General features: G+C 75.6%; 15 protein-coding genes. 3 read left to right on the forward strand and 12 right to left on the reverse strand.

Going from position 1 to position 16,470, the window contains the following annotated elements:
• Window positions 1-24 precede the first annotated feature (24 nt).
• Both IR170_RS14375 and IR170_RS14380 read right to left on the reverse strand, forming a co-directional pair.
• Window positions 25-444 (reverse strand): DUF6264 family protein, encoded by a 420-nt coding sequence (locus IR170_RS14375; RefSeq protein ID WP_193665084.1) that lies wholly within the window; start codon window positions 442-444, stop codon window positions 25-27.
• A gap of 98 nt (window positions 445-542) precedes the next feature.
• Window positions 543-1,094, reverse strand: a complete 552-nt coding sequence (locus tag IR170_RS14380) for an NAD(P)H-dependent oxidoreductase (RefSeq protein WP_193665086.1) — start codon at window positions 1,092-1,094, stop codon at window positions 543-545.
• 189 nt (window positions 1,095-1,283) lie between these two features.
• On the opposite strand from IR170_RS14380, the gene IR170_RS14385 reads away from it, so the two are divergent.
• The gene (locus IR170_RS14385; protein ID WP_056862317.1) at window positions 1,284-1,880 is read left to right on the forward strand and encodes a TetR/AcrR family transcriptional regulator; all 597 of its coding nucleotides are present in this window, start codon (window positions 1,284-1,286) and stop codon (window positions 1,878-1,880) included.
• 17 nt (window positions 1,881-1,897) lie between these two features.
• Here the strand turns inward: IR170_RS14385 and cimA are convergent, their stop codons facing one another.
• From cimA to IR170_RS20010, 9 genes are all read right to left on the reverse strand, one after another.
• On the reverse strand, window positions 1,898-3,526 hold the full coding sequence (gene cimA, locus IR170_RS14390; protein WP_193665088.1) for a citramalate synthase: 1,629 nt from the start codon (window positions 3,524-3,526) through the stop codon (window positions 1,898-1,900).
• A gap of 494 nt (window positions 3,527-4,020) precedes the next feature.
• Window positions 4,021-5,997 (reverse strand): serine/threonine-protein kinase, encoded by a 1,977-nt coding sequence (locus tag IR170_RS14395; RefSeq protein ID WP_193665090.1) that lies wholly within the window; start codon window positions 5,995-5,997, stop codon window positions 4,021-4,023.
• Window positions 5,998-6,100: 103 nt separating this feature from the next.
• Window positions 6,101-7,165: an iron-siderophore ABC transporter substrate-binding protein gene (locus tag IR170_RS14400; RefSeq protein WP_319805095.1), complete on the reverse strand. Its 1,065-nt coding sequence runs from the start codon at window positions 7,163-7,165 to the stop codon at window positions 6,101-6,103.
• 85 nt (window positions 7,166-7,250) lie between these two features.
• Window positions 7,251-8,210: an ABC transporter ATP-binding protein gene (locus IR170_RS14405; protein ID WP_193665092.1), complete on the reverse strand. Its 960-nt coding sequence runs from the start codon at window positions 8,208-8,210 to the stop codon at window positions 7,251-7,253.
• 28 nt (window positions 8,211-8,238) lie between these two features.
• Window positions 8,239-9,384, reverse strand: a complete 1,146-nt coding sequence (locus tag IR170_RS14410; protein ID WP_193665094.1) for a FecCD family ABC transporter permease — start codon at window positions 9,382-9,384, stop codon at window positions 8,239-8,241.
• Window positions 9,381-10,361, reverse strand: coding sequence for a FecCD family ABC transporter permease (locus IR170_RS14415; protein WP_319805096.1), 981 nt, complete (start codon window positions 10,359-10,361; stop codon window positions 9,381-9,383). Before IR170_RS14415 ends, IR170_RS14410 begins: the two co-directional genes overlap by 4 nt.
• 281 nt (window positions 10,362-10,642) lie before the next feature.
• Window positions 10,643-11,731, reverse strand: coding sequence for a branched-chain amino acid aminotransferase (locus tag IR170_RS14420; RefSeq protein WP_056862313.1), 1,089 nt, complete (start codon window positions 11,729-11,731; stop codon window positions 10,643-10,645).
• A gap of 178 nt (window positions 11,732-11,909) precedes the next feature.
• Complete coding sequence (locus tag IR170_RS14425) at window positions 11,910-13,007, reverse strand: 3-isopropylmalate dehydrogenase (RefSeq protein ID WP_193665096.1); 1,098 nt, start codon at window positions 13,005-13,007, stop codon at window positions 11,910-11,912.
• 10 nt (window positions 13,008-13,017) lie between these two features.
• Complete coding sequence (locus IR170_RS20010) at window positions 13,018-13,143, reverse strand: hypothetical protein (RefSeq protein ID WP_264674828.1); 126 nt, start codon at window positions 13,141-13,143, stop codon at window positions 13,018-13,020.
• Window positions 13,144-13,594: 451 nt separating this feature from the next.
• Here IR170_RS20010 and IR170_RS14430 point away from each other — a divergent pair, with 451 nt between their 5' ends.
• Window positions 13,595-14,164, forward strand: coding sequence for an O-methyltransferase (locus tag IR170_RS14430; protein ID WP_056904644.1), 570 nt, complete (start codon window positions 13,595-13,597; stop codon window positions 14,162-14,164).
• A gap of 19 nt (window positions 14,165-14,183) precedes the next feature.
• On the opposite strand, the gene yczE is transcribed toward IR170_RS14430, so the two are convergent.
• Window positions 14,184-14,879, reverse strand: coding sequence for a membrane protein YczE (gene yczE, locus IR170_RS14435; RefSeq protein ID WP_193665098.1), 696 nt, complete (start codon window positions 14,877-14,879; stop codon window positions 14,184-14,186).
• A 61-nt stretch (window positions 14,880-14,940) separates the two neighbouring features.
• On the opposite strand from yczE, the gene yczR reads away from it, so the two are divergent.
• Window positions 14,941-16,455 (forward strand): MocR-like transcription factor YczR, encoded by a 1,515-nt coding sequence (yczR, locus tag IR170_RS14440; RefSeq protein ID WP_193665100.1) that lies wholly within the window; start codon window positions 14,941-14,943, stop codon window positions 16,453-16,455.
• The last annotated feature ends 15 nt before the right edge of the window (window positions 16,456-16,470 follow it).

Consider the following 16,470-nt stretch of genomic DNA (forward strand, 5'->3'; position numbering starts at 1 on the left):
GACGCTAGCGCCTCGGGGTCGTCCTCAGGACGGCACGCCGCTGACGGCCAGGGCGACACCCAGCGCGAGGAGACCGGCCCAGACCGGCACCGCCAGCAGCGGCACCCAGAAGGCCACGCGGCGCCGGACCATCCGCACGGTGGACCAGCAGGTCGCGATGAGCAGCACGACCCACGGCGAGCCGGCGGCGACGAGGATCCCGGCGCCGATGCGGCCGGTGTCGCACTGCACCGAGCCGCCGCAGCCGTCGGAGACCATCCCGAGGAAGAGCCCGAAGAACGACGCGACGAGCGCGCCCATGGCCAGCACCAGCAGCAGGAGGATCGTGACGGTGACGTCGAGCGGGCGCGAGCGCGGCGCCGGCGGGCGCACCGGCGGCGGCACCGCCGGCCCGTACGGCGCGTAGGGCACCGGCGGGGCGGGGTCGGGCCGGGGGTCGCTCACGCACCGCATGTTACTGACCGTTGCGACCACTGGCTGACCGTCACGACTGTCAGCCAGTGGTCTCAACGGTCAGTAAGACGTGTCCCCCCGCGGGTGCATCAGGCCGCGGAGGTGGCCGGCTGGTAGGCGGCGAGGGTCCGCACGGCGCCGGTGAGGCGGCCGAGCACCTCGGTGTCGGTGAGCACGTCGACCTCGAGGGCCGACTGCGAGACGAGGACGTCCTCGACGACGGTGGCGCCGGCGATGCCCGCGGAGCGCACGGTGTCGGCGTGGGCCCACTTGCCGCCGTAGGGGGTGGGGGTGGCGCCTACGACGCCGAAGGGCTTGCCCACGATGGCGCCGGCGCCGTAGGGGCGCGAGAGCCAGTCGATGGCGTTGTTGAGCACGGCCGGCATCGTGCCGTTGTACTCGGGCGTGACGGCGAGGACCCGGTCGGCCGCGGCGACGCGCTCACGCAGGGCGACCGCGGCGGCGGGGGCGTCGCCGGCGTCGAGGTCCTCGTTGTAGAACGGCAGGTCGGCGAGGCCGTCGACGATGTCGAGCACGACGCCCTCGGGGGCCTGGTCGCGCAGGACCTCGGCGAGGCGACGGTTGAGGGAGTCGGCGCGCAGGCTGCCGACCAGGACGGCGACGGTGGTGGTCTCGGACATGGGGTGCTCCTCGGAGGACGGTCGGTCCCGCCGTCGGGCGGGTCGTGGGGTGCCGACGGCGGGCCGGCGGGTCTGCAGTCCGGTGGTGCCGGACGGTCGTGATCTTAAACGGACCGCAGTCCGTTTTCATTCCCGCCGGGCTGTGGAACCGGTCACCCGGCTGGTCCGGCTCCCTAGACTGGGCGGACCATGACCGAGCGGCCCCTCCTCCCCCTCCTCCACGACGCCCCGGTCGAGCGCGCCGACGCGGCCCGCAACCGTGCGGCCCTGCTGGAGGCCGCGGGCCGGCTGATCGGGCGGTGCGGTGGCCTGGAGCGGGTCACGATGGAGGCGGTCGCCGCCGAGGCGGGCGTCGGCAAGGGCACCGTCTTCCGCCGCTTCGACTCCCGCGAGGGTCTGATGGCGGCCCTGCTCGACCACTCCGAGACCGCCTGGCAGGCCTCGGTCATCTCCGGCCCGCCGCCGCTCGGGCCCGGCGCTCCCCCGCTCGACCGGCTGCTGGCCTTCGGCCGCTCGCGGATCGAGGCCACCCTGCTCAGCGCCGATCTCATCCGCGCCGCCGGGCGGGCGGGCACGCGGTCCTACGCGGCGTACTCCTTCGTCGCCATGCACGTGCGCCACCTGCTCACCGAGCTCGAGGTGGGCGGCGACCTGCCCCTGCTGGCTACCGCCCTGCTCGCCCCGCTCGAGGTGCCGGTGCTGGAGCAGCAGGTGCGCGTCGAGGGCTTCGCCGTCGAGCGGGTCTACGCCGCCTGGGCCGACCTGGTCCGCCGCGTCGTGGCCTGAGCGGCCGGCCCCGGGGCTCAGCCCGCGTGGCGGCGCAGGCCGAAGGTGACGCCGTCGACGAGGGCGCCCCAGGAGGCCTCGATGACGTTGGCGCCGACCCCGACGGTGACCCACGACGACTCCCCGTCGGTGGTCTCGATGAGCACCCGGGTGATCGCGTCGGTGCCGTGCCCCTGGTCGAGGATGCGCACCTTGTAGTCGATCAGCTCGAAGCGGGCGACCTCGGGATAGGCCTGCCCGATGGCGGCGCGCAGGGCCTGGTCGAGGGCGTTGACCGGACCGTTGCCCTCGCCGGTCACGACGTAGCGCACGTCGGCGGCACACAGCTTCACCGTGGCCTCCGACAGCGCCTCCACCCCCGCGGGCGCCCCCGCGCGGGTCTCGGTGATGACGCGCCACGACTCGACGTCGAAGTACGACGGGCGGCGGCCCTCGACCTCCTCGACGAGCAGCAGCTCGAAGGAGGCGTCGGCGGCCTCGAAGGTGTAGCCGCGCGACTCCAGCACCTTGACCCGGTCGGTGATGCGGCCCACGAGCTCCTTGCGCGACTCCCCGGAGAGGTCGAAGCCCAGCTCGCGGCCCTTGAGCTCGATCGAGGCGCGACCGGCCATGTCGGAGACCAGCAGCCTCATGTCGTTGCCGACGCCGACGGGGTCCATGTGCTGGTAGAGGTTCGGGTCGACCTTGATCGCGCTGGCGTGCAGCCCCGCCTTGTGGGCGAAGGCGGAGGTGCCCACGTAGGGCTGGCGGGACGCGGGCGGGACGTTGGTCACCTCGGCCACCGCGTGGGCGATGCGGGTGGCCTCGCGCAGACGGCCGTCGGGCAGCAGGGCGCGACCGGTCTTGAGCTCGAGGTTGGCCACGACGGTGACCAGGTCGGCGTTGCCGGTGCGCTCGCCGTAGCCGTTGATGCAGCCCTGCACGTGGGTAGCTCCGGCCTCGACGGCCGCCAGCGAGTTGGCCACCGCGCAGCCGGTGTCGTTGTGGGCGTGGATGCCCACGTGGAGTCCGCCCGACCCCGAGCCCGCCCCGCGCGCACCGAGGGACTCCACGACGTCGTGCACGGTGTCGGCCACCCACGGCGGCAGCATCCCGCCGTTGGTGTCGCACAGCGCGACGACCTCGGCCCCGGCCTCGGCCGCCGTGCGCAGCACCTCGAGGGCGTAGCCGCGGTCGAGGCGGTAGCCGTCGAAGAAGTGCTCGGCGTCGACGAAGACCTGCTGGCCCTCCTCGCGCAGGTGGGTGACGGTGTCGCGCACCATCGCGAGGTTCTCCTCCAGCGTGGTGCGCAGGGCCAGCTCCACGTGGCGGGTGTGCGCCTTGGCCACCAGGGTCACGGTGCCGGCGCCGCTGTCGCGCAGGGCGGCCGTGCCCGGGTCGTCGGCGGCGCGCACGCCGGCCCGGCGGGTCGCCCCGAACGCCGCGAGCCGGGCGTGGCGCAGGTCGAGCTCGGTGGCGGCACGACGGAAGAACTCGGTGTCCTTGGGGTTGGCCCCCGGCCAGCCGCCCTCGATGTAGCCGACGCCGAGGCCGTCGAGGAGCGTGGCGATGGTCAGCTTGTCGGCGACGGAGAGGTTGAGCCCCTCCTGCTGGGCGCCGTCGCGCATGGTGGTGTCGTAGACGTGGAAGTCGCCGTGCAGGTCCATGGTCTCGGTGGTCTCCGTCGTGTTCCGGGCACAAAAAAACCTCTCGCGTGCGAGAGGTGGCGCGTCGGGGGCCCGGGTGGGCGCTCGACGCGCTAGCGAATGATGACGTGGTGCTGCATGCCGCTCATGCTGCCACGCGCGGCCGGCCCCCGACAGGGGGTCCCACGATGCGGCCCGGCGCTGGCCCGTCGCCGGCCGTGCGGTCTCGTACGGCGGCCCGGGAGGATCCACCTCGCGGCTGCCATGGGGAGGGGCACGGTCGTGCCCCTCCCCCCAGCAGCGGCGGGTGGTGGTCCGGTGATGGTCCGGCAGCGGACCAGCGGTGGTCCGGCGGTGGTCCGGCGGTGGTCCAGCGGTGGTCCAGCGGTGGTCCAGCGGTGGTCCGGCGGTGGTCCGGCGCGGACCGCGACCGCGCGCCACCGGGCCGGCACGCCTCGGGACCGTGGGGTCGGGCGGCCGCGCGGTGCGGACCGGCTGCTCCGGGCGCCCGTCGCTCAGCCGGCGGCCCACCAGGAGGGCAGGCTGACGTCGGCCAGGGGCGGGCTGTCGTCGGGGGTCCAGCGGGTGCCGCCCTGCGCCTGGGCGAAGGCGCCGGCGGCCGCGAGGAGGACCAGCACGACGAGCGACACCACCCAGCGCGCGCCCGAGCGGGCGGCCGGCTCGACCACCCGGGCCAGGGGGCTGCGGACCCGCGAGCCGCCCGGCCCGGCCCACAGCGACACCGCGACGGTGGCGCCCGAGACGAGGAGGATGGTCGGGGTGGTGGCGGCGACGGCGTAGCACAGCAGCGCCACGGCCAGGCCGAGGCCGACGCTCCACAGGGTGAGCACCGCCGTGGCCGGCAACGAGCGGGTCAGCGTCCAGGGGGCGGCCAGCAGCAGGCGGGGGCCGTCGTACCACTTCGGCCCGCGGGCCCGTCGCCGGTCGGCGGCGACGCTGCCGGCCAGCGACCCGCCCCGCAGGACGGTGACGAGGACCAGCAGCACGGCGAGGGTCACCCACGGCGCGGCGGCCGTCGCGGTGCCCACCGCGCCCGCCGCGGCCACCAGCAGCGTCGCCCGCCGCGCCCGCTCGGCCAGCGGGGCCCGGGCCACCTCGACCGGCGCGCCCCACGGCTCGTGGGCCCAGGGGTCCCCCGGACCCTCAGGACCGTCGGGGTCGTGCCCCTCCGGGCGCCCACCGGGGTGCGCGACCGCGGGATCGCCGGGACCGGCCTCGGGCCGGGGGGCCGACCAGGGGTCGGGGTCGCCGAGGCGGCGGGTGGGGTCCTCCTCGTAGACACGGGTCGGCGGGTGGTCGCGGTCCACGAGCGTGCCGTCGGGTCCCCGCCCGTCGTACGCCGCACCCTGCCGGTCGCCCGCGGGCCCCGCCCAGGGGTCGGCCCAGGGGTCGACCCGGGGGTCGGCCACGGCCGGGTCGTCGCGCACGGACGCGGGGTCGGCGAGCACGTCGGTGGCCGGGTCGGCAGCGGCGTCGGCGTCGGCAGCGCGGTGGGCACCGGCGTCGGTGCCCGGCCCGGCGGGGTGGCCGAGGCGCTGGGCGACGGCCTCGGCGGCCAGCGCCAGCGGCAGGGTGAAGGGGTCCTCGCGGGCGGGGGCCGGCAGCGGGGCGGGAGCGGCCTCGGGTCGGGTGGTCTGCGGGCGCAGCCACGCCAGCAGCTCGGCCAGGGTGGGCCGGCGCGCCGGGTCGGGGTGGAGGGCCGCGGCCACGACCTGGGCGAGGTCGCCGTCCAGCCCCGACAGGTCGTGCTCGCCGCGGCGCACGCGGTCCATGATCGCCATCGACGGGCCGCGACCGAAGGGCGCGCGGCCCAGCCCGGCGTAGGCCACGGTGGCGCCCCAGCTGTGCACGTCGGAGGCGGTGGTGGCGTCGTCGCCGTAGAGGATCTCGGGGGCGAGGTAGCCGGGGGTGCCGAGCAGCCACCCGGTGTGGGTGAGCTTGGGGTCGTCGGCCACGCGCGCCAGACCGAAGTCGATGAGGATCGGGGTGCGCCCCTCCATCAGCACGTTGGACGGCTTGACGTCGCGGTGGAGGACTCCCACGGCGTGGACCGAGTCGAGCCCCTCGGCCAGGCAGGCGGCGAACCACACGAGGTCCTCGCCCTCGACGCGTCCCTCCTCCACGACGTGGTCGTGCAGCGAGAGGCCGGGCACGTAGCGGGTGGCGACGTAGGGCACGACGGCCCACGGGTCGGCGTCCTTGATCTCGGCGACCCAGCGGCTGCGGATGCGCGAGAGCGACCCGACCTCGCGGGCCAGCCGGGCGCGGGCCTCGTCGTCGCCCACGATGTGGGGGCGCAGCACCTTGAGCGCGACCCGCTCGCCGTGGGGCGCGCGGGCGAGGTGGACCACGCCCATGCCGCCCTCGCCGATCTTGGTCAGCAGCGTGTAGGGGCCGACCGTGACCGCCTGCTGGGGCGGGCGGGGCGAGGTCGCATGCTCGCCGGAGCGCCCGTGGGAGAAGGTCGTCACCGTGGCAATCTACCGTCGCGAGCCGCCGGAACCGCGACAGCCGCGGCCGGTCGCCCCGCCGGAGCGGGGGGACCGGCCGCGGCCGGGGTGCGGGGTCGGGTGGTCAGCCCGCGGCCTGGACGGCCGGCTCGAGGGAGGCGACGAACTCGTCGAGGCCCCAGGTGAGCGACAGTGCGGTCGGCGGCGAGACCGCCGAGATGTAGGACTCCCCCACCACCGAGGCGACGGTGTCGTCCTGGAACTGCTCCATGGCCTGGTAGGCCGGGTCGGCGGCGAGCTCATCGCGCGTCTTCTCGTCGGCGACGTAGGACAGCAGGACGTCGGAGGTGAGCTTGTCGACCTCCTCGGTGCTGATCGTGTAGTAGAACGACGACTCGTCGGTGCTCAGCTCGTCGACGCTGGGCGCGAGCTCGAAGCCGAGGTCCTCGAGGAACTGCACACGCGGGTCGGCGCCCTTGTAGACGTAGAAGGCGGTCGGGTCGATGGCGACCGCGGCGATGGTCTTGCCCTCGAACTCCGGGTGCTCCTCGGCGGCCGTGGCGACCTCGCCGTCGATGTCCTCGAGCAGCTGCTCGGCCTCGTCGGACTGGCCGAGGGCCTCGCCGACGGTGGTGATGACGTCGCGCCACGGGGTGGTCCACGGCTCGTCGGGGTAGGCGACGGTGTCGGCGATCTGGGAGAGCTTCTCGTAGTCGGCCTCGGTGATGCCGGAGTAGTTGGCCAGGATCAGGTCGGGGCCGGCGGCGGCGATCTCCTCGAAGGGCACCTCGGTGCCCTCGGTCAGCAGGGTCGGCGTCTCGGCGCCGGCGGCCGCGAGGGCCTCCTCCTGCCAGGGCATGAGGCCCTCCTCGGTCGCGCCGTAGGAGTTCTTGGGCATGGCCACCGGGATCGTGCCCAGGGCGATGGCGGCGTCGGAGCTGCCCCAGCCCCAGGTGACCACGCGCTGGGGCTGCTCGTCGATCTCGGTCTCGCCGAAGGCGTGCTCGATGGTGACGGGCTCGAAGCTCTCGCCACCGGCCGACTCGCCGTCGGAGGCGCTGCCGCCGGACTCCTCGGAGCCGCAGGCCGCGAGCGGGAGGGCCAGCAGGAGGGCGCCGAGCGGCAGGCCGACCCGGCGGGCCAGGCCCCGGCGGGAGCCGCGGCGGTTCAGGGGACGAAGGGACGTCACGTCCGCTCCTCAGGTGTGCGGGACCGGCCGAGCCCGGTCGTTGAGTTAGGTAAGGCTCACCTTACATGATCGGACCGGCGGTGCGTCACGCCCGGTCCGCGACCCGGACCTCGGACCGCTCGCCCGGGTGGATCGCGGGGCGCGCAGCCCGCGCGGCCGCGCGCCGACCGACCGGCACGACCATCGGCGAGCCCGTGATCGGGTCGGGCACCACCTGCGCGCGCAGCCCGAAGGCTCGCTCGACGCAGTCGGCGTCGAGCACGTCGGCAGGGCTCCCCTCGCACAGCAGCCGCCCCTCGTGCATGACCACCAGGTGATCGGCGTAGCGGGCCGCGAGGTTGAGCTCGTGCAGCACCATGACCACCGTCGTGCCCCGCTGCTCGTTGAGCTCGGCGAGCAGGTCGAGCACGTCGACCTGGTGGGCGATGTCGAGGTAGGTCGTGGGCTCGTCGAGCAGCATGATGCGGGGGTCCTGGGCCAGCATCATCGCCACCCACACGCGCTGGCGCTGACCGCCCGAGAGCTCCTCGACCCGGCGGGCGGCCAGCTCGTGGGTGTCGGTGAGGGCGAGCGCCTCGGCCACCGCGTCGGAGTCGGCGGCGCTCCAGCGTCGGAAGGCGCCCTGGTGGGGGTGGCGACCGCGGCCGACGAGGTCGGCGACCGTGATCCCCTCCGGTGCCAGGGGCTGCTGCGGCAGCAGCCCCAGCACGGCGGCGACCTCGCGCGGGCGCACCGAGCGCAGGTCGCGCCCGTCGAGCTCGACCCGGCCGGCCGCCGGGGTCAGCAGCCTGCCCAGGCCGCGCAGCAGGGTCGACTTGCCGCAGCCGTTGGCCCCGACGATCACGGTGACCCGGCCGGGCGGCACGGCGAGGTCGACGCCGTGCACCACCGTGCGCTGGTCGTAGGCCAGCTCGAGCCCGCGGGCCACGAGCCGGACCGGCGCGTGGAAGGCACCGCTCGCCGGGCCCGCGTCGGAGGCCTCGTCGGGTCCGGCGGGACCGCCGCCGAGCGGGCGGTCGAGGGGGGATGCGGTGGTGCCGGTCATGCGGGATCTCCTTCTCATGACGTCCGGCTCACGCGGTCCGGGTGCGTCCGCTGGCCATCAGCCAGATCAGGTAGGGGCCGCCGACGGCGCCGGTGACCACACCGACGGGGACGGCCAGGTCGGCGGGCAGGAGGTGCTGGGCCACGACGTCGGCGCCGACGACGAGCACGACCCCGACGAGGGCCGCCTGGAGCAGGGCCAGCGAGCCGTCGCCGAGGAGGCGGCGCGCGACGGGAGCGGCGGTGAAGGCGACGAAGGCCACGGGGCCGGCGGCGGCGGTCGCCACGCAGGCCAGGGCCACCCCCAGGGCGATGACCAGGGCGCGCACCACCTCGGGGCGGATGCCGAGCCCGGCGGCCTGCTCGTCGCCGAGCAGCAGCAGGTCGAGGCCCCGGGCCACCAGCACGACGAGCGGCACCAGCACCGCGAGGGCCACCCCCAGGGTCACGACGAGGCCCCAGGTGGCCTGGGCCAGGCTGCCGGTCATCCACAGCAGCGCGGCCTGCGCCTCGTTGACCTCGCTGCGCGTCAGCAGGTAGCCCACCACGCTGCTGCAGACGTAGGCCACGCCGATGCCGGCGAGCACGAAGCGGTGGCCGGTCATGCCCTGCCGCCACGCCACGGCGTAGAGCAGGAGGCCGACGAGGGCACCGCCGACCAGCGCGGAGGCGGAGACCGCGGCACCGGTGGCGCCACCGAGCAGCAGCGCGGCCACGGCGCCGGCGCTGGCGCCCTGGGAGATGCCGATGACGTCGGGGCTGGCCAGCGGGTTGCGCAGCACCGACTGGAAGAGCGCCCCGGCCAGGCCGAAGGCCAGCCCGACCAGCACCCCGAGCACGAGGCGGGGGGCGCGCAGGTCGACCACGACGAAGCGGGCGGCGAGGTCGTCGTCGCTGCCGACGAGGGCGCCCACGACCTGGCCCACCGAGAGGCGGAAGTCGCCGAGCATGAGGGCGAGGGCCGAGAGGGTGAGCGCGACGGCGGCCAGGGCCACGGTCACGACGGCGCGCCGGCGCCGGCGCCGGCGACGGCCGGCGACCAGCCCGCGGCGCGCGACCTCGACCGGGCCCGGCGACGACGCGTCGGGCGCGACCCGGCCCGCGGTGGCGCCGGACGGGCCCTGCGGCCGACCTGCGGAGGCGGGGCCGGTGCGCGTGGTGGACGGGGCGCTCACGCCGCCACCGCCTGGGAGCGGCGCACGAGCGCGACGAGCACGGGGGCGCCGATGACCGCGACGACCAGACCGGCCTCGACCTCGCCGGGGCGGGCGACGAGACGGCCGACCACGTCGGCGAGGAGCAGCACGACCGGGCCCAGCACGGTGGAGAGCACCACGATCCACCGGTAGTCGGGACCGACCACCGCGCGCGCGACGTGGGGCACGACGAGCCCCACGAAGGCGATCGGGCCCACCAGGGAGACCGCGGACCCGCACAGCAGCACGACCGCGGTCACCACCAGCAGGCGGCCCCGGGTGACGTCCTGGCCCAGCCCGCGGGCCACGTCGTCGCCGAGCGCGAGCGCGTTGAGCACGCGCCCGGCGGCCAGCGCCAGGGCGAGCCCGACGAGGACGAAGGGCAGGACGGTGGTGAGCACGTCGAGCGGGCGGTTGGCCAGCGACCCGACCTGCCAGAAGCGGTACTCGTCGAGGGTGCGGCGGTCGGTGAGCAGCACGACGGTGATGACCGAGGTGGCCGTGGCGGTGAAGGCGGCGCCCACCAGCGCGAGCTTGACCGGAGTGACGCCCTCCCAGCCGAGCGAGGCGGCGCCGTAGACGACGAGCGCGGCGACGGCGGCACCGCCGAAGGCGAAGGGGAGGTAGGCGGCGGTCGAGGCCACCCCGAGTCCGGCGATGGCCGCGACCACGGCGAGCGAGGCGCCGGCGTTGATGCCGAGGAGTCCGGGGTCGGCGATGGGGTTGCGGGTGACGCCCTGCATGAGCGCTCCCGCCGCGCCGAGCGCGGCGCCGGCGGCGAGGCCGATCAGGGTGCGCGGCACCCGCAGGTCGCGCACGACGAGGTGGTCGTTGTCACCGGCCACCGGGTCGACCAGAGCACGCCACACCTGACCCGGGGCCACGTCGCGCGCCCCCCACGCCAGGCTCGCGAGGGCCACCACGGCCACGAGGAGCAGCAGGACGACCAGCGCCACGACGCCGCGCAGGGTCGTGCGGGGCGCCCGCGGGCCGTCCTCACGACGCTCCCCGCCACCTCGACCCTGCGGCGGTCCCTGGGGGGCGTGGGGCGCTGTGCCGGTCTCCGCGACGACGCTGATGGCTCGACCCTCCGCCGGTGCCCGCGCCGTCTGCGCGAGCGACTTAGGTAAGGGTAACCTCACTCGGCAGTGCGCGGCCAGACCGGTGCCCGCGTCGCGGACGCCCTACCCGCCCCGACCGGCTCCCGGCCGGAACGCCCGCAGCGGCCGGCCGGGCGTCAGACGATGCGGTGCATCCAGCCGAAGGTGTCCTCGGCGCGACCGAACTGCACGTCGACGAGGGCCTGACGCACGGCGGTGGTGACCTCGCCGGCCTCGGCGGCGCAGGGCACCTCCCCGCCGTCCCACTTCAGGGCTCCGACGGGGGTGACCACGGCGGCGGTGCCGCAGGCGAAGATCTCGGTGATCTCGCCGCTGGCGACGCCCTCGCGCCACTCGTCGATGGAGAACCTGCGCTCCTCCACGACGTGGCCCATCTCCCGGGCCAGCTCGATGATGCTGGCGCGGGTGATGCCCTCGAGGATCGTGCCGGTCGCGGGGGTGACGATGCGTCCGTCGCGGTGCACGAAGTAGAGGTTCATGCCGCCGAGCTCCTCGACGTAGCGACCCTCCTGGGCGTCGAGAAAGACGACCTGGTCGCAGCCCTGGGCGATCGCCTCCTGCTGGGCGACCAGCGAGCTGGCGTAGTTGCCGCCGGTCTTGGCCGCGCCCATGCCGCCCCGGCCGGCGCGGGTGTACTCCTCGGTCAGCCACAGGCTGACCGGCTTCACACCGCCCTTGAAGTAGGCCCCGGCGGGGCTGGCGATGACCATGAAGGTGACGTGCTGGGCCGGGCGCACGCCCAGGAACACCTCGGAGGCGAACATGAACGGTCGCAGGTAGAGGCTCTTCTCCCCCGCGCCGGGCGCGGTGGTGTCGGGCACCCACCGCTGGTCGACCTCGACGAGGGCGTCGACGGCCTGCACGAAGTCGGCGGGGTCGAGCACCGGCAGCGCGAGGCGGTGGCTGGAGCGCGCCATGCGCTTCGCGTTCTCCTCGGGACGGAAGGACCAGACCGAGCCGTCGGCGTGACGGTAGGCCTTCATCCCCTCGAAGGTCTCCTGCGCGTAGTGCAGCACCGCCGAGGCCGGGTCGATGCTCAGCGGCGCGTAGGGCTCGATGCGGGCGTCGTGCCAGCCGGCCTCGGGGGTCCACTCCACGGTGAGCATGTGGTCGGTGAAGAAGTTGCCGAACCCGGGGTCGCCCAGGATGCCCGCGAGGCGCGCGTCGTCGACGGGGGTGGACGTCAGGGTGGTGCTGATCTGCATGGGGCTCACGGTAGTCGACCTCGGTGGTGGGGCCCGGCGCGGTGTGGGCGGCCGCGGCGGGCGGGGACGGGCTGGGACGGGGCGGGGCGGGGCGACGTACGACGCGGTCGTGCGGCCCCGGTGACGCGCGGACGCCTCCCCCCGGTCGGGAGGAGGCGTCCGTGAGCGGTGGGGCCGGTCAGCCGCCGACGCGTGCGGCGATCGCGTCGCCGACCTCGGCGGTCGGGCGCGAGCCGGCGCGCTCGGCCAGGTCGGCGATCACCGCCGCCTCGATGACGGCGGCCGCCTGCGGGTGCCCGAGGTGGTCGAGCAGGAGCGAGGCGGAGAGGATCGCCGCGGTGGGGTCGGCCTTCTGCTGGCCCGCGATGTCGGGCGCGGAGCCGTGCACGGGCTCGAACATGCTGGGGGCGGTCCGGTCGGGGTTGACGTTGCCGGAGGCCGCGAGGCCGATGCCACCGGTGATGGCGGCGGCCAGGTCGGTGACGATGTCGCCGAAGAGGTTGTCAGTGACGATCACGTCGAAGCGCGCGGGGTCGGTGGTCAGGAAGATCATGGCCGCGTCGACGTGCATGTAGTCGACGGTGACCTCGGGGAACTCCCGGGCGACCTGCTGGGTCAGGCGCCACCACACCGCGCCCGCGTGCACGAGGACGTTGGTCTTGTGGACCAGGGTGAGCTTCTTGCGGGGCCGGCGCTGGGCGCGGGCGAAGGCGTCGCGCACGACGCGCTCCACGCCGAAGGCGGTGTTGACCGAGACCTCGGTGGCGACCTCCGCCGGGGTGCCGACGCGCAGGGCGCCGCCGTTGCCGGTGTAGGGGCCCTCGGTGCCCTCGCGGACCACCACGAAGTCGACCTCGCCGGGGCGTGCGAGGGGCGACGTCACGCCCGGGAAGATCCGGGAGGGTCGCAGGTTGACGTAGTGGTCGAGCTCGAAGCGCAGCCGCAGCAGCAGGCCGCGCTCCAGGATGCCCGGGGGCAGGTTCGGGTCGTTGGGCTTGCCGCCGACCGCGCCGAGGAGGATGGCGTCGTGCTGGCGGATCTCGCCGAGCACGGAGTCCGGCAGCACCTCGCCGGTGGCGAGGTAGCGCTCGGCGCCGAGGTCGTAGTGGGTCTGCTCGAACGTCACTCCCGCGGGGGCGACCACGTCGAGGACCTTGAGGGCCTCGGCGGTCACCTCCGGCCCGATGCCGTCGCCGGGGATGACGGCGAGGCGCACGGTGCCGGTGGCGGGCCCGGAGGGTGCTCCGGAGGTGGGGGCGGCGTTCGGGTCGGTCATGCGCGGAAGGCTAGTTGTCGTCGGGCCGCTCGCCCCCGTCGTCCCGCTGGTCGAGCGAGCGCTGGAGTGCCTCGCGGCTGCGGGGGTTCTCGGGGTCGTGGCTGGCCGGTCCCCACTCGGGGTACATGTCGTACATCGGTGTCTCCTTCGGTCCTGGGTTCGTTCCCGGGCTCGTTCCCGGGTCGTGACCCGGTCGGTCGCGCCGACCGGCGGGGCGCCGGCCGACGGCGGTGGCGCCGTGCGGCTCGCGGCACGGCTGAAACGACGACACCCCACACGGGCGGGCGGGTCGGCTCGCGGATCGCACGAGGGACGGGCCGTGCGGGGGGCGGGTCGCGCGTGGCGCACGGGCCGACCGGCAGGGACGTCATCGATCCAGCAGTGCCGAGAGACCACGTACGACGACCACCGCGGCGAGGTGGCCTCTCTGAGCAGATCTACTGCTGGGCCCCGCCGCGGCGCTCGATGAGTACGAGGATGCTCCGCATGGTGCGACCACGGTAGCCTCGCATTCCGGACGCCGGCCACCGCTTTCCGGAATTCGTCCGCGATCCGAGACGGCCGTCCCGCAGTGGGAGACTCGGCGCATGAGCGCCCCTCCCGACCTTCCCGACGTGGTCGCCCGCGCGTTCGCGGTCTCGCGGCGCGCGGGGTACGTGTCGTTCTGCCGCAACGAGACCGGCCGGCTGCTGGCGACGCTCGCCGCCACCCGCTCCGGCACGATGGCGGAGTTCGGGACCGGCTGCGGGGTGGGCACGGCCTGGCTGCGCTCGGGGGTGCGCGACGACGCCACCCGGATCGTCACCGCCGAGCTCGACCCCCGCCTGGCCGGCGCCGCCTCCGAGATCTTCGTCGACGACGGTCAGGTCGAGGTGCTGGCCGCCGACTGGTCGACCCTGCTCGACAAGGGCCCCTTCTCGCTGCTCTTCCTCGACTCCGGGGAGCCCACCGAGGTCGGCGTCGACGCCGTGGCCGACCTGGTCGAGGCCGGCGGCATCGTCGTCCTCGACGACTTCACCCCCTGCGAGGTCTGGCCGCCGATCAGCTACGGCCGCGTCGACACCCTGCGCGAGCAGTGGCTCACCGACCCCCGCTTCACCACCGTCGAGGTGATGGTGGCCTCCGACGCCTCCACCCTCATCGCCACCCGGCGCTGAGGCTCCGGCCCGCCGGACCTCAGGAGCCGCCTGCGGCGGGTCCGCGGGCGGGGTCGAGGCGCAGGTCGACCGTGAGGGACGGCAGCATCGCCTGGGTCAGCGGGCCGATCGCGAGCGCGTAGAGCACCGTGCCGAGCCCGAGCACCCCGCCGAGGGCCAGGCCGAGCAGCACGACGCTCACCTCGAGCCCGGTGCGCACCAGCCGCAGCGACAGCCCCGTGCGCCGGCTCAGCCCGGTCATCAGCCCGTCGCGGGGACCCCGACCCAGCTGGGCGCCGATGTAGAGCGCGCTGGCGAAGCCGCACAGCAGGACGCCGCCGACCATGAGGGCGGCGCGGGCGGCCCAGCCCTGCGGCGCCTCGAGCAGGGCCAGCGTGGCGTCGGCGGAGAGGCCCACCACGACGGCGTTGGCGACGGTGGCGAGGCCCGGCACCTCGCGCAGCGGCACCCAGGCGAGCAGCAGCAGGAAGCTCACCGCCACGATCACCTGGCCGAGGGTGAGCGGCACCAGGCCCGCCAGCCCCGAGTGCAGCACGTCCCAGGGGGCCAGACCCAGGTCGCCGCGGACCATCATGGCCAGCGACACGCCGTAGAGCACGAGGCCGACGGCGAGCTGGGGCAGCCGGCGGCCCAGGCGCCCCGCCCGCAGCTGGGCGACGGGTCCGAGGTCGGCCAGGGCGGGTCGGGGGCGTCGCGAGGCGGTGGTCGTGGGCACCACCCCAGCCTGCGTCCGATTGGTCTGTGGACAAATAGCCAATCGTGGGACAGTGGTCTGCATGACCCAGGCCACCTCCGTCCGCAGCGCGGCCCACAGCGCGACCGGTGCGCGGCGCCCCGACCCGGGCCCGCTGCCGCTGAGCGCCACGACCGTGTCGGCCTCGCGCCTGGCCGCGCTCGTGGGCGGCTTCGACCGCTCCCCGGCCTACCTCGGCCTCGCCGACGCCCTCACCCTGCTCATCGGCGACGGCCGCATCGGCTACGGCACCCGGCTGCCCAGCGAGCGCGACCTCACCGAGGCGCTGGCCGTCTCGCGCACCACCGTCACCCGCGCCTACGCCGCGCTGCGCGAGACCGGCTTCGCCGAGGCCCGGCAGGGCGCCGGCACCTTCGCCCGGCTGCCGGGCGGGCGCGGCCGGGCCCACGACCGCGCCCTGCTGCCCGGCCCCGACGACGCCGAGGCCCTCGACCTCAACTGCGCCGCGGCCAGCGCGCCGCCGGGCCTGGCCGCCGCCTTCGCCGAGGCCGCGGCACTGCTGCCGGCCCACCTCGGCGGTCACGGCTACTTCCCGGCCGGCATGCCGGCGCTCCAGGCCGCGATCGCCGCGTCGTACGCCGCACGGGGCCTGCCCACCGACCCCGCGCAGGTGCTGGTCACCCCGGGTGCGCTCTCCGCGGCCGCGATCGTGGCCCGGGCCTTCGCCGGGCCGGGCTCACGGGTGCTGGTGGAGTCGCCGGTCTACCCCAACGCGACCGGCGCCATCCGCAACGCCGGCGCCCGGCTGGTGCCCTGCCCGGTGGACCCCGACGGGTGGGACCTCGACGCCGTCGCGAGCACCCTGCGGCGCAGCCGCCCGGCCCTGGCCTACCTCGTGCCCGACTTCCAGAACCCCACCGGCCTGCTCATGGCCGACGAGGAGCGCGAGCGCTACGCCTCCCACCTGCGCGCCGCGGGCACGGTCGCGGTGGTCGACGAGGCCCACCAGGCCCTGGCCCTCGACGGGCAGGCGATGCCCGCACCCTTCGCCCTGCACTCCCCCGACACGATCACGCTCGGCAGCGCCAGCAAGTCCTTCTGGGGCGGGTTGCGGCTGGGCTGGATCAGGGCACCTCACCACCGCGTGGAGGCCCTCACCCAGGCCCGCCTCGTGCTCGACCTCGGCTCCCCGGTGATGGAGCAGCTGGTGCTGACGCGGCTGCTGGCCGGAGGGCCGGTGCTGCCCGAGCACGTCACCCGGCTGCGCACGCAGCGCGACGCGCTCGCGGCGTCGGTGCGCTCGCGCCTGCCCGGGTGGCGCTTCCGCCTGCCCGGCGGTGGGCTGGCGCTGTGGTGCGAGCTGCCGGCGGCGCGGGCCAGCGCCCTGGCCGACGAGGCCGAGCGACGCGGCGTGCTCGTCGCGCCCGGCCCGGTCTTCGCCGCCGACGGCGGCCTCGACCGCTTCGTGCGGCTGCCCTGGTCGCGCCCGGCCGCCGAGCTCGACGACGCCGTGGCCCGCCTGGCCGAGGCCTGGGACGTCGTGGCCCGCGGCCGCGGCCGCTCCCACACCGCCCGCGACCGCGTCACCGTCGCCTGAGGCCCACCTCGCCCG

Origin of the sequence: Nocardioides kribbensis, from assembly GCF_015070375.1 — a bacterium.
Classification (GTDB): domain Bacteria; phylum Actinomycetota; class Actinomycetes; order Propionibacteriales; family Nocardioidaceae; genus Nocardioides; species Nocardioides kribbensis.

Coding starts and splice junctions, on each gene's coding strand:
- IR170_RS14380 (WP_193665086.1), bottom strand. CDS start 1,094: ATGTCCGAGACCACCACCGTCGCCGTCCTGGTCGGCAGCCTGCGCGCC.
- IR170_RS14385 (WP_056862317.1), top strand. CDS start 1,284: ATGACCGAGCGGCCCCTCCTCCCCCTCCTCCACGACGCCCCGGTCGAG.
- cimA (WP_193665088.1), bottom strand. CDS start 3,526: ATGGACCTGCACGGCGACTTCCACGTCTACGACACCACCATGCGCGAC.
- IR170_RS14405 (WP_193665092.1), bottom strand. CDS start 8,210: ATGACCGGCACCACCGCATCCCCCCTCGACCGCCCGCTCGGCGGCGGT.
- IR170_RS14420 (WP_056862313.1), bottom strand. CDS start 11,731: ATGCAGATCAGCACCACCCTGACGTCCACCCCCGTCGACGACGCGCGC.
- IR170_RS14425 (WP_193665096.1), bottom strand. CDS start 13,007: ATGACCGACCCGAACGCCGCCCCCACCTCCGGAGCACCCTCCGGGCCC.
- IR170_RS20010 (WP_264674828.1), bottom strand. CDS start 13,143: ATGTACGACATGTACCCCGAGTGGGGACCGGCCAGCCACGACCCCGAG.
- IR170_RS14430 (WP_056904644.1), top strand. CDS start 13,595: ATGAGCGCCCCTCCCGACCTTCCCGACGTGGTCGCCCGCGCGTTCGCG.
- yczR (WP_193665100.1), top strand. CDS start 14,941: ATGACCCAGGCCACCTCCGTCCGCAGCGCGGCCCACAGCGCGACCGGT.